Genomic DNA, 13,914 nt, shown 5'->3' on the forward strand with positions numbered 1-13,914 from the left:
TACATTAAATAAATTAAAATGAATAGAGAGAAAGTCCAAATTTTTGACACCACTTTAAGAGACGGAGAACAAGTCCCAGGATGTAAATTAGATACCAACCAGAAACTTGTTATAGCCAATCGTCTAGACGAAATGGGTGTAGATATTATTGAAGCTGGTTTCCCTGTTTCTAGTCCAGGTGATTTTTTGTCTGTTTCTGAAATAGCTAAAATTGTAAAAAACGCAACTGTTTGTGGACTTACCAGAGCAGTAAAGAATGATATAGATGTTGCCGCTGCTGCATTGAAACATGCTGTTAAACCACGTATACATACTGGGATTGGAACATCAGATTCACACATCATTCACAAATTGCAAACCACTCGTGAAGATGTAATTGCCAGAGCAAAATATGCTGTCTCTCATGCTAAATCTTACGTTGAAGACGTAGAGTTTTATGCAGAAGATGCCGGTAGAACCGAAAATGCATTTTTAGCAAAAGTATGTGAAGAAGTAATCAAATCGGGAGCTACAGTTCTTAATATACCGGATACAACAGGATATTGTTTGCCAGAAGAATATGGCGCAAAAATTAAATACCTAAAAGAGAACGTAAAAGGAATTGAAAACGTAATTCTTTCTTGTCATTGTCATAATGATTTAGGAATGGCAACTGCCAATTCAATTGCTGGAGCCGTAAACGGAGCGAGACAAATAGAATGTACTATAAATGGAATAGGGGAGAGAGCCGGAAATACAGCTCTTGAAGAAGTGGTGATGATTTTTAAACAACATCCGTACTTAAATTTATATACTGATATCGATAGCAAACAATTGAACGAAATGAGTCGTTTGGTTTCTGAAAGTATGGGAATGATTGTGCAACCCAATAAAGCGATTGTTGGAGCCAATGCTTTTGCACACAGTTCAGGAATTCATCAAGACGGGGTAATTAAAAACAGAGCGACTTATGAAATCATGGACCCTTTGGATGTTGGTGTCAATGAGTCTTCTATAATTCTAACAGCAAGAAGCGGAAGAGCGGCATTGGCATACAGAGCCAAAAAAGTAGGGTATGAATTGACAAAAGTACAATTGGATATTGTATATGTAGAGTTTTTAAAATTTGCCGATATCAAGAAAGAAGTTTTGGATCATGATATTCATCAAATTATTGAAGCTTGTAAAATTGAAATCCACATCTAAAAATAGTTTTCTTTCGATGAAATTAAAAAGTGTCCCGATAATTATCGGGATGACAACCAAAATTTAAATACTTTTTCGGAAGAAATGAACTAATTTATTTAGAGACGATTTTTAGTTGATAATAAAATGTCATTGCGTTAAGTATAACAAATAAAAATAGAAAATATGAACTTAAAAATAGCAGTACTTTCAGGAGATGGGATAGGTCCAGAGGTAATCTTACAGGCAAAGAAAGCTTTATATGCTATTAGTGTTGCATATGACCATGAGTTTATTTTTGAAGATGCTTTAATAGGTGCTACAGCCATTGACAAAACTAGAAATCCTCTACCGGAGCAAACCTTAAATCTTTGCTTGAATACTGATGCCGTTTTATTTGGTGCCATTGGTAATCCAAAATACGATAATAATCCGGATGCAAAAGTACGTCCAGAACAAGGATTATTAAAACTTAGAAAAGAATTGGGGCTTTACGCCAATATCAGACCTATAAAGCCTTTTAAAAATCTTCTGGATGCTTCTCCGATAAAAAGAGAAGTTATCGAAAATGTAGATTTTGTAATTTATAGAGAACTTACAGGAGGTTCCTATTATGGTGAAAAAATAGTTAATGAAGAAGGAACTTTTGCTTCAGATATATGTGAATATTCAGAAAATGAAATTAACCGTATCACGCATCAAGCTTTCAAAGCAGCTCAAAGCAGAAGAAAAAAAGTAACATTAGTGGATAAAGCAAATGTATTGGAGACTTCCAGATTGTGGAGAAAAATTGTCAAAAAAATTGCGCTTCAATATCCGGATGTTATGTTAGAATGTCAGTATATCGATAATGTGGCTATGCAGATCATTACAGATCCAAAACAATTTGATATAATCTTAACCGAAAATCTATTTGGAGATATTCTTTCTGATGAAGCTTGTGCTATTATGGGATCTATTGGTTTAATGGCTTCTGCTTCAATAGGAAATAATAATGCGCTTTTTGAGCCTATCCACGGATCATATCCTCGAGCAAAAGGCAAAAATATTGCCAATCCTATTGCTTCAATTTTATCTGCGGCCATGTTATTAGAGCATTTTGGACTAGAAAAAGAAGCGAAGAAAGTATATGAAGCTGTAGAAAAAGCTATTGAATATAAAGTAGTTACTATTGATTTAAACCCAGGTTCGAGATTTGGAACCAATGATGTTGGAGATTTTATTTCAAACGTAATATTAAGTAAAGATGATTTGTATTTTAAGAATGATAATGTTCAAATTGGGCAATCGACTATCGTTTAATAGGTAAAAATCACAAAACGTTGAATTATATCACTAAAAACACTTAAGTTGTTGAAGAAATGTTTTTTTATTGAATTTGTTTTTTATACTTTTGCAGAGTCAAAAAAACAAGGAAATGAAAAACATTATCAATCTAATTTTAATTTTAAGTGTCATTGTGATTATCACATATGAAAAGGGATTGGTATAAATATAAGTGAAAAATATATTTAAAACCTCCCATAATTTTGGGAGGTTTTTTTTTAAATAAAAATTTAAATACACAAATTAACACAGAATGGAATTAAATAAATACAGCAAGACCATTACGCAAGATGAAACACAACCAGCAGCTCAAGCTATGTTGTACGGAATTGGTTTAACAGAGGAAGATCTAAAAAAAGCTCAAGTCGGAATTGTCAGTATGGGGTATGAAGGGAATACTTGTAATATGCACTTGAATGATCTTGCCAAAGATGTTAAAAAAGGAGTCTGGAATGCAGATCTTGTTGGATTGATATTTAATACAATAGGTGTTAGTGACGGAATCTCAAATGGGACTGACGGGATGCGTTTTTCATTAGTTTCCCGTGATGTAATTGCCGATTCTATTGAAACAGTAATGGGAGCACAATGGTATGATGGATTAATTGCCATTCCTGGTTGTGATAAAAATATGCCGGGTGCCTTAATTGCTATGGGAAGAGTAAATCGCCCAGCACTTATGGTTTACGGAGGAACAATTCACTCTGGAAAATGGAAAGGAGAATCATTAAATATCGTTTCTGCTTTTGAAGCATTAGGAAAAAAATTCCAAAATACGATTACTCCAGAAGATTTTAAAGGAGTGGTACAAAATGCTTGTCCAGGTGCCGGTGCTTGCGGAGGGATGTACACGGCAAACACTATGTCTTCGGCTATAGAAGCTTTAGGAATGAGTTTACCGTATAGCTCTTCTAACCCAGCTTTGAGTGATGAAAAAAAGCAAGAATGTCTTGATGCAGGAAAGGCTGTCCGAATATTATTAGAAAAAGATATAAAGCCAAGAGACATTATGACTCGCAAAGCTTTTGAAAACGCGATCACAATTGTAGCCGTTTTGGGAGGTTCTACTAATGCGGTAATGCACTTAATTGCCATGGCACATTCGGTAGATATCGAAATTACGTTAGCCGATTTTCAGGCCATAAGTGATAAAACACCCGTGTTAGCCGATTTGAAACCAAGCGGAAAATACATGATGGAAGACTTACATGCTGTTGGTGGTATTCCTGCAGTTATGAAATATTTATTGAAAGAAGGATTTATTCATGGAGATTGTTTGACTGTAACAGGAAAAACAGTAGCAGAAAATTTAGCAAACATTCCTGATTTACAAGATGGGCAGGAAGTTATTTTTGAGATTCAAAAAGCTTTAAAATCAACTGGAAACATTCAAATATTATATGGAAATCTCGCTTCTGAAGGATGTGTCGCCAAAATAAGCGGAAAAGAAGGAGAGTATTTTGAAGGAACAGCCGTTGTTTTCGAAAGTGAATTCGAGGTTATTCCAGGCATTCAGGCCGGAAAAGTTAAACCAGGAAATGTAGTTGTCATCCGATATTGTGGACCAAAAGGTGGCCCAGGAATGCCAGAGATGCTAAAACCAACATCGGCCATTATTGGAGCTGGATTAGGAAGTAGCGTTGCCTTGATTACGGATGGTAGATTTTCTGGTGGTTCACATGGTTTTGTGGTAGGACACATTACACCAGAAGCGTATGATGGTGGTGGTATTGCATTAGTTGAAGATGGTGATTTAATTGCTATTGATGCTGTTAAAAATACAATCAACCTGAAAATTAGTGATGAAGAATATGCAAAAAGACGCGCCAATTGGGTTCAACCTGCTTTAAAAGCAACAAAAGGTGTTCTTTTAAAATATGCAAGATCGGTGTCAAGCGCATCTACAGGGTGTGTTACCGATAAATAAGAATCAATTTCAAAATTCAATAGCAATTTCAATGTCAATTGCAATGAGAATGACAATAAGATTCTAAACGCTTTTAATGTTGATGTTAATATTGAATTTGATTTTAAATTGAATTTGATATTCATATTGAAATTGAAATTGCCATTGGATTTTAAAAAGGCATTTGCCAAAAAGATAAAAAATGAAAAATAATAAAATATCAGGAGCTGAAGCAGTTATAAGATGTTTATTAGCTGAAGGAGTAGACATCGTTTATGGTTATCCAGGTGGTGCGATTATGCCCGTTTACGATGAGTTATATAAATTTCAAGATCAATTGCATCATGTTTTAGTGCGTCATGAACAAGGTGCAACTCATGCAGCACAAGGTTATGCAAGAGCCACAGGAAAAGTTGGGGTTGCTATTGCGACTTCAGGTCCAGGAGCTACCAATTTAGTCACCGGAATTGCCGATGCCCAAATTGATTCGACTCCTATGGTTTGTATTACAGGTCAAGTTGGTAAGCATTTATTAGGATCGGATGCTTTTCAAGAAACAGATATTATTGGAATTTCGACTCCAGTAACCAAATGGAATTATCAAGTTACCGAAGCTCATGAAATTCCTGAAATTATTGCTAAAGCTTTTTTTATAGCACGATCAGGACGTCCGGGACCAGTATTGATTGATATTACTAAAAATGCTCAATTTGATGAGCTGGATTTTAGTTATGAAAAATGTACCAGTATTAGGAGCTACACTCCAAGACCAACTTTAAATCTAGAAAAGGTAAAAGAAGCGGCGGATTTAATAAACAATGCCAAAAAGCCATACATTGTTTTCGGTCAAGGAATCATTCTTGGTCAAGCCGAAGAGCAATTGAAAGCCTTGGTAGAAAAATCAGGAATTCCTGCTGCTTGGACAATTTTAGGTCTTTCGGCATTGCCAACAGATCATCCTTTAAATGTTGGAATGCTAGGTATGCACGGGAATTACGGACCAAATGTATTGACCAACGAATGTGATGTTTTAATTGCTTTGGGAATGCGTTTTGATGACCGTGTAACAGGGAATTTAGCTACTTACGCCAAACAAGCCAAAGTCATTCACTTTGAGATTGATCCTGCTGAAATAGACAAAAATGTTAAAACAACAGTAGCTGTTTTGGCAGATGTTAAAGAATCATTAACGGCTTTGCTTCCACTTATCGAAAGTAAAACACATGATTCTTGGCATAACGAATTCAAAGAGAAATATAAAATTGAATTAGAAGCAGTTATTAACGAAGAATTGGCTCCAACCAACAATCGTGGGATTTCAATGGGAGAAACTATTGAAATGATTAATAAACATTCTAATGGAGATGCCATTATGGTTTCGGATGTGGGACAACACCAAATGTTTACTTGTCGCTATTCTAAATTCAATACATCCAAAAGTAATATCACTTCCGGTGGTTTGGGAACGATGGGATTTGCTTTACCGGCAGCTATTGGTGCCAAAATGGGAATGCCAGATCGAGAAGTAGTCGCCATTATTGGTGATGGTGGTTTTCAAATGACGATTCAAGAATTGGGAACGATTTTTCAAACCAAAGTTCCCGTTAAAATTGTTGTTTTGAACAATGAGTTCTTAGGAATGGTGCGTCAATGGCAGCAGTTGTTCTTTGATAAAAGATATGCTTCGACTGAAATGATTAATCCGAATTTTATAGCTATCGCCGAGGGTTATTATATCAAATCAAAAAAAGTGACCAAGAGAGAAGAACTGGATGATGCAGTTGCCGAGATGATGGCTTCTAAAGATTCTTATTTCTTAGAGGTAATGGTAGAAAAAGAAAATAACGTGTTTCCGATGATTCCAACAGGAGCTTCAGTTTCTGACATAAGATTATCTTAAAATAGTTTAAAGTTTAAGGTTTAAAGTTGTTTGAAAAATGCAAATTATAATTTCATTAAACGATTTTAAACTTTAAACAAAAGAAACTTTAAACAAAAAAAAATGGAAAATAAAATGTTCACCATTTCTGTTTATTCAGAAAATAACGTTGGCTTATTAAACAGAATATCGGGTATATTCTTGAAACGCCACATCAATATTTTGAGTCTAAATGTTTCCGAATCTGAAATTGAAAATGTTTCTAGGTTTGTTATTGTTGTAAATACCACCGAAAAATGGGTACATAACATTGTAGGTCAAATAGAAAAACAAATAGAAGTCATCAAAGCGTTTTATCATATTGATGAAGAAACTATCTTTTTGGAAAGTGCAATTTTCAAAATAGAATCCAGTTTGCTTTTTGACGAAAGACAAATTCAGAATATTATAAAAGAAAGTAAAGCTGAAATTGTTACGGTATCAAGAGAGTTTTTTGTGCTTTCAAAGTCTGGTAAACGCTCGGAAATCGAAGAATTATATGCAAAATTAAAACCTTTTGGAATTATGCAATTTGTCCGATCAGGAAGAATATCGGTTTCCAAAGAAAAAATGGAAATATCAACATTATTAGAGGCACTTTCTTAGAAAGATAACAGATTTCAAATTTTCGATTAATTATAAATTTTACATACATTAAATATTAAAAAAATGGCAAATTATTTCAATACATTACCACTTAGATTACAATTAGAACAATTAGGAGTTTGTGAATTCATGGATCAAGCTGAATTTTCAAATGGAATTACTGCTCTGGCAGGAAAAAAAGTAGTCATTGTAGGTTGTGGAGCCCAAGGTTTGAATCAAGGTTTGAACATGAGAGATTCTGGATTAGATATTTCTTATGCTTTGCGTGCAGATGCAATTTCAGAAAAAAGAGCTTCTTTTAAAAATGCTTCAGATAATGGTTTCAAAGTGGGAACTTACGACGAATTAATTCCAACTGCTGATTTGGTTTGTAACCTTACACCAGACAAACAACATACTGCTGTAGTTACAGCAATCATGCCATTGATGAAACAAGGAGCTACTTTGGCCTATTCTCATGGTTTCAATATCGTTGAAGAAGGAATGCAAATTCGTAAAGACTTAACGGTTATTATGTGTGCTCCTAAATGTCCAGGATCAGAAGTGCGTGAAGAATATAAAAGAGGTTTTGGTGTACCAACTCTTATTGCCGTTCATCCAGAAAATGACCCGAACGGAGCTGGATTAGAACAAGCCAAAGCCTATGCAGTTGCTACTGGTGGTCACAAAGCGGGAGTTTTGAAATCTTCATTTGTTGCCGAAGTAAAATCAGATTTAATGGGTGAGCAAACTATCCTTTGTGGAATGTTGCAAACAGGATCTATTTTATGTTTTGATAAAATGGTAGAAAAAGGAATCGAACCTGGATATGCTTCAAAATTAATTCAATACGGTTGGGAAACTATTACCGAAGCTTTGAAACATGGTGGAATCACCAATATGATGGATCGTCTTTCTAACCCTTCAAAAATTGAAGCGTATCGATTGGCAGACGAATTAAAAGTTATTATGCGTCCATTATTTCAAAAACACATGGATGATATTATTTCTGGTGAATTTTCAAAAAATATGATGATTGACTGGGCAAATGATGATGTCAATCTTTTGACTTGGAGAGCAGCAACAGCTGAAACTAATTTTGAGAAAACAGCTCCAACTACCGCTGAAATATCGGAACAAGAATACTTTGATAATGGAGTATTAATGATTGCAATGGTAAAAGCAGGTGTAGAATTGGCTTTTGAAACTATGACAGAATCTGGAATTATTGAAGAATCAGCATATTACGAATCATTACATGAATTGCCTTTGATTGCTAATACAGTAGCAAGAAAAAAATTATATGAAATGAACAGAATCATTTCGGATACAGCGGAGTATGGTTGTTATTTGTTTGATCACGCTTGCAAGCCATTATTGACTGAATTTATGAAAACGGTTGAGACGAATATAATCGGAAAACCTTTTTCAATATCAAATGGAGTAGATAATGCAGTATTGATTGCTGTAAATAGTACTATTCGTCAACATCCTATAGAAGAAGTGGGAGCTTGGTTGAGAGCGTCAATGACTGCGATGAAAAAAATAGGATAATAAAAAAAAAAAATTGCCACACATGAGGGTGTGTTGGGATTTGCATTATATCATAAGATTTAAAATATTTTGAATTAGTAAGCACTTATTGTGAAATTGAAGATTTTAATGCATTTTACATTCACTTAACTTCGAACGAGGGTGTAAGTTAAGTGAAGTAATCCCTGTTATTTTTGAATGAAGATAATTAATTTAAAAGTACGATGTATTTTAATTTTTTTTAATTGGTATAAGATGTTATTAATCTAAAAAGGCGTGAGGGATATCTTTCACGTCTTTTTTTGTATTCAGTATAATTTGAATAATTGAGATATGCTGATGATAATTTAAAATAATTTTATTTTTTTTATATATAGTGTAATTTTTACATTGAATTATTAAATTAAATAATTATTAGAATCAAGGGAGTTTTTATACATTTATAAAAAAAAAAGATGAGTTACTATAAAATTGATAGTTTAGAGCAGTATTTTAAACATTACAACAAATCGATTCGAGAACCAAGAAAGTTTTGGGGAAAAATTGCAGAAGAAAACTTCACTTGGTACCAATATTGGGATAAAGTTGTCGATTTCAATATGGCTGAAGCCGAAGTAAAATGGTTTACTGAAGCAAAAGTAAATATTGTGAAAAATTGCATCGACAGACATTTGGCGAAAAAAGGAGAAAAAACAGCCATCATTTTCGAACCAAACGATCCTTCTGAAGAAGCTTTACATATTAGTTATAATGAATTGTACGAACGTGTTTCAAAAATGGCAAATGTTTTGCGCGAGCAAGGGATAACCAAAGGAGATCGTGTTTGTATTTACTTACCAATGATTCCTGAATTGGCCGTTTCTGTTTTGGCTTGTGCTCGAATTGGTGCGATACATTCGGTTGTTTTTGCAGGTTTTTCTGCTTCAGCAGTGGCTTCTAGAATAAATGATAGTGAATGTAAAATGGTTATCACTTCTGATGGAGGATACCGTGGAAATAAAACGATTGACTTAAAAGGAATTATTGATGAAGCTTTACAAAATTGTCCATGCGTTACCTCTGTTTTAGTAGCTAAAAGAACCAATGCTGAAATAAAAATGAAAGAAGGGCGTGATCAATGGTTACAACCTCTTTTAGATGAAGCAACCAGCAATTGCGTCGCTGAAATTATGGACGCAGAAGATCCTTTGTTTATATTATATACTTCAGGATCAACGGGTAAGCCGAAAGGAATGGTTCATACTACAGCAGGTTATATGGTGTACACGGCTTATACTTTTAAAAATGTCTTCAATTACGAAGAGAATGATATTTTTTGGTGTACGGCTGATATTGGTTGGATTACAGGACACTCTTATATTCTTTATGGACCATTATTGAATGGTGCAACAACAGTTATTTTTGAAGGAGTTCCATCTTATCCTGATTTTAGTCGTTTTTGGGAAGTTATCGAGAAGCATAAAGTAACTCAATTCTACACCGCTCCAACAGCAATACGTGCTTTGGCAAAGGAGAATTTATCCTATGTTCAAAAATTCCCATTAAAATCGTTGAAAGTAATTGGATCCGTTGGAGAACCAATAAACGAAGAAGCTTGGCACTGGTACAATGACCACGTAGGAGGAAAACGTTGTCCAGTGGTTGATACTTGGTGGCAAACTGAAACCGGTGGTATCATGATTGCTCCATTGGCATTTATCACACCGACAAAACCAACGTATGCTACATTACCATTGCCTGGAATTCAACCTGTTTTAATGGATGACAAACGTAATGAAATAGAAGGAAATCAAGTGGATGGTAGCTTGTGTATTAAATTTCCATGGCCAGGTATCGCCAGAACCATTTGGGGAGATCATCAAAGATATAAGGATACTTATTTCTCTGCCTTTCCTGGTAAATATTTCACTGGAGATGGGGCGCTACGTGATGAAGTTGGATACTATAGAATTACCGGTCGTGTAGATGATGTAGTTATCGTTTCGGGACACAATTTGGGTACAGCACCTATTGAAGATGCTATTAATGAGCATCCAGCTGTTGCAGAGTCCGCAATTGTTGGTTTTCCACATGACATTAAAGGAAACGCATTATATGGTTTTGTAATTTTGAAAGAATCTGGAGAATACAGAGATAGAGAAAATCTTAGTAAAGAAATCAATCAACATGTGTCCGATCATATCGGACCGATTGCGAAATTAGATAAAATTCAGTTTGTTACTGGATTGCCAAAAACAAGATCTGGAAAAATCATGCGTAGAATTTTGCGTAAGATTGCAGAAGGAGATTATTCTAATTTCGGAGATATAACAACATTATTAAATCCAGAAATCGTGGATGAAATTGTGAAAGGTAAAATAGAATAAAATCTATTTAATTTTTTTTAAAAGCTGCTTCAATTTTTTGAAGCAGCTTTTTTTGCTTTAATTAGTAAGTATTGGTTTAAATAAATTACCTAAATTAGCTACACTATGAAAAATAATAGAGCTATAACGATTATCGGCGGTGGTTTAGCAGGATTGACAGCAGCAATTCACTTGTCTAAGATAGGGCTGAAAGTTGTTTTGATAGAAAAAAATGAATATCCAAAGCATAAAGTTTGTGGAGAATACATTTCAAATGAAGTCGTTCCTTATTTTGATTGGCTTTCCCTTGCTATTTCAGAATTAAAACCGACTTCAATTACCAAATTGCATTTTTCAACAGTAAACGGAAAAAGTATTTATTGTGATCTACCACTTGGTGGTTTTGGAATAAGTCGGTTTGCATTGGATGCCTTTTTATATAAAAAAGCAGTTGAGAATGGATGTGAAGTGATTCAGGATAATGTTGAAAGCATCATTTTCGAGAACAATAATTTTACTATTTCAACCTCGAATAATAGAGTTTTGAATTCGGAGATTGTTATAGGAGCTTTTGGAAAAAGATCCACTATAGATTTAAAGCTAAACCGTAATTTCATTCAAAGAAAATCGCATTGGTTGGCAGTTAAAGCCCATTATTCTGGTGATTTTCCCAATGATCTGGTGGGTTTACATAATTTTGAAGGAGGATATTGTGGCGTTTCAAAAGTAGAAAACAATGCCGTAAATATTTGCTATCTCGCCAGTTATGAAACTTTTAAAAATTATAAAAATATAGAGGAATATCAAAATCAAGTAGTTGCCAAAAATCCACATTTAGAATTAATTTTAAAAAATTCTAAACTACTTTTCGACAAGCCTTTGACGATTAGTCAAATATCTTTTGATAAAAAAGAAACGGTAGAAAATCATATTTTAATGATTGGAGATACCGCTGGTTTAATTCATCCTTTGTGCGGTAACGGGATGGCAATGGCGATCCATAGCGCCCAAATTATCTCTCAGCTAATCATTAAATATTATAAGGGTGAAATAAAATCCCGTACTGAGTTGGAAAATAAGTACATTAAAGAGTGGGGTTCAAATTTCAAAGAGAGACTTAGGATAGGACGATTTTTAGCTTTTTTGCTACAAAAACAAACGTTATCTGCTGTTTTGATGAAAATATTGATTAAATTCCCTTCGTTAATGGCAATCATTATAAAAAGAACACATGGAAAGCCGATTCCGATGAAGTAATTTTAAGTACAATAGCAATTTCAATAGCAATTTCAATTTCAAAAAACAGCATGTTTATAAATACCAAATACAGAACCGATAAACCTGAGATAATGGACGATTTTAATTTGGAAGGTGATGTTTTAAGAGATGCTTTGAATAAAATTGCTAAAATAAATCAGTTTTTGGGAGGCAACCAACTCACTTTGCAAGGAGTGAAAAAATTGATTTCGAAAGTACCCCAATCAGATCAAATTACGATTGTAGACGTTGGGTGTGGAAATGGAGACATGTTGAGAAAACTAGCGGATTATGGTGCTGAAAACAAATTGAATTTTCAATTAATAGGAGTGGATGCCAATAGATACACGGTAAGTTATGCACAAGAATTATCTATGAAATATTCGAATATCAAGTATTGTTGTGAAGATGTTTTTAGTAATTCATTTAAAGAAATAAGCTGCGATATACTATTGTGTACCTTAACATTACATCATTTTAAAAATAAGGAAATAATAGATTTATTAACCATTTTTAATCTAAATTCCAGATTAGGTATAGTTGTGAATGATTTAGAACGAAGTGCGATTGCGTACCGATTGTTTCAGGTTTTATGTGTGATTTTTAAATTAGAAAATATGTCTTGCGAAGATGGATTGACGTCTATTTTGAGGGGATTTAAAAAAAGAGAATTGGTTGAGTTTGCAGAAATATTAAATTTCAGTAACTATAAGATTCAATGGAGATGGGCTTTTCGCTATCAGTGGATTATTGAAAAAAGCACGGTTTAAAACAAACAACAATTTTTTTATGGAAATAAAATCAGAAATCAACACCAGAAATAAATGAGTGTAAAAATAAAATGTGTTGCAAAACAGTTACCTAAATATTCAAGAACTACTCAAGAGATTATCCCTTTTCTGGATTCTTGGCTAGTTGGACAAGAAGACCGCTTTATTAAAAAAGTGAAGAAAATATTTGAAGGAGCTGCTGTAGATAAAAGGTATTCTATCATGGATCCTCTTGAAGTTTTTACGAACACTTCTTTTGAAGAGAGAAATGATATTTATGTTCGGGAAATAATCGATCTGGGTGAGAAAGTATTGGATAAAGCTTTGAAAAAAGCGGATTGGGCACCTCAAGATTTAGATTATATCATTACGGTTAGTTGCACGGGAATTATGATTCCTTCATTAGACGCATATTTGATCAATAGTTTAAAACTACGTCAGGATATTGTACGATTGCCTGTAACAGAGATGGGTTGTGCGGCTGGAATTTCGGGAATTATATATGCAAAGAATTTTCTTCAGGCAAATCCAGGGAAAAGAGCCGCTGTGATTGCTGTAGAAAGTCCAACGGCAACATTTCAATTGGATGATTTTTCAATGGCAAACATTGTTAGTGCGGCAATTTTTGGTGATGGTGCAGCTTGTGTATTGCTGTCTTCTTGCGAAGATGAAACGGGACCAGAAATTATAGCTGAAGAAATGTATCATTTTTACGATAATATTCACATGATGGGTTTTAAATTAACGAATTCCGGCTTGCAAATGGTATTGGATATAGATGTTCCGGATACAATAGCATTCCATTTTCCGGATATTATTCATCCATTTCTGGAAAAGAACCAATTAAAAATAGAAGATATTGATCATTTAATTTTTCATCCCGGTGGAAAGAAGATCGTGCAAACGGTTGAAGATTTGTTTTCTGATTTAGGAAAAAATATAGATGACACAAAAGAAGTATTGCGATTGTACGGAAATATGTCTAGCGCAACCGTATTATATGTTTTGGAACGATTTATGGATAATTATCCAGAAAAAGGCTCAAAGGGTTTAATGTTGAGTTTTGGCCCGGGATTTTCGGCTCAAAGGGTTTTGTTGCAGTTTTAAGAT

Annotated in this window: 10 protein-coding genes; all 10 read left to right on the forward strand. The window is 34.1% G+C overall.

From position 1 onward, the window contains the following. Window positions 1–18 precede the first annotated feature (18 nt). The 10 genes from DB891_RS09875 to DB891_RS09920 all read left to right on the forward strand — a co-directional run bounded on the left by DB891_RS09875 (window position 19) and on the right by DB891_RS09920 (window position 13,911). Window positions 19–1,185 carry a 2-isopropylmalate synthase gene (locus DB891_RS09875; protein ID WP_116763048.1) on the forward strand — a complete coding sequence of 389 codons (1,167 nt, stop codon included), beginning with the start codon at window positions 19–21 and terminating at the stop codon, window positions 1,183–1,185. A 165-nt stretch (window positions 1,186–1,350) separates the two neighbouring features. Continuing rightward, window positions 1,351–2,466 carry a 3-isopropylmalate dehydrogenase gene (leuB, locus tag DB891_RS09880; RefSeq protein ID WP_116763050.1) on the forward strand — a complete coding sequence of 372 codons (1,116 nt, stop codon included), beginning with the start codon at window positions 1,351–1,353 and terminating at the stop codon, window positions 2,464–2,466. Window positions 2,467–2,743: 277 nt separating this feature from the next. Further along, a complete protein-coding gene (ilvD, locus tag DB891_RS09885; protein ID WP_116763052.1) occupies window positions 2,744–4,417 on the forward strand; it encodes a dihydroxy-acid dehydratase in 1,674 nt (557 codons plus the stop codon). A 181-nt stretch (window positions 4,418–4,598) separates the two neighbouring features. Continuing rightward, entirely contained in the window at window positions 4,599–6,296 is a 1,698-nt protein-coding gene (gene ilvB, locus DB891_RS09890) for a biosynthetic-type acetolactate synthase large subunit (RefSeq protein WP_116763054.1), read from the forward strand. A 102-nt stretch (window positions 6,297–6,398) separates the two neighbouring features. Beyond that, complete coding sequence (ilvN, locus tag DB891_RS09895; protein WP_116763056.1) at window positions 6,399–6,920, forward strand: acetolactate synthase small subunit; 522 nt, start codon at window positions 6,399–6,401, stop codon at window positions 6,918–6,920. 63 nt (window positions 6,921–6,983) lie between these two features. Further along, on the forward strand, window positions 6,984–8,453 hold the full coding sequence (ilvC, locus tag DB891_RS09900) for a ketol-acid reductoisomerase (RefSeq protein WP_116763058.1): 1,470 nt from the start codon (window positions 6,984–6,986) through the stop codon (window positions 8,451–8,453). A gap of 434 nt (window positions 8,454–8,887) precedes the next feature. Further along, window positions 8,888–10,798 carry an acetate--CoA ligase gene (acs, locus tag DB891_RS09905; RefSeq protein ID WP_116763060.1) on the forward strand — a complete coding sequence of 637 codons (1,911 nt, stop codon included), beginning with the start codon at window positions 8,888–8,890 and terminating at the stop codon, window positions 10,796–10,798. 105 nt (window positions 10,799–10,903) lie between these two features. Continuing rightward, entirely contained in the window at window positions 10,904–12,034 is a 1,131-nt protein-coding gene (locus DB891_RS09910) for an NAD(P)/FAD-dependent oxidoreductase (protein ID WP_116763062.1), read from the forward strand. Between the two features lie 50 nt (window positions 12,035–12,084). Then, window positions 12,085–12,804: a methyltransferase domain-containing protein gene (locus DB891_RS09915; RefSeq protein ID WP_116763064.1), complete on the forward strand. Its 720-nt coding sequence runs from the start codon at window positions 12,085–12,087 to the stop codon at window positions 12,802–12,804. Between the two features lie 54 nt (window positions 12,805–12,858). After that, the gene (locus tag DB891_RS09920; protein ID WP_116763066.1) at window positions 12,859–13,911 is read left to right on the forward strand and encodes a type III polyketide synthase; all 1,053 of its coding nucleotides are present in this window, start codon (window positions 12,859–12,861) and stop codon (window positions 13,909–13,911) included. Window positions 13,912–13,914: the final 3 nt, after the last annotated feature.

Source organism: Flavobacterium laiguense (assembly GCF_003097655.1).
GTDB lineage: Bacteria > Bacteroidota > Bacteroidia > Flavobacteriales > Flavobacteriaceae > Flavobacterium > Flavobacterium laiguense.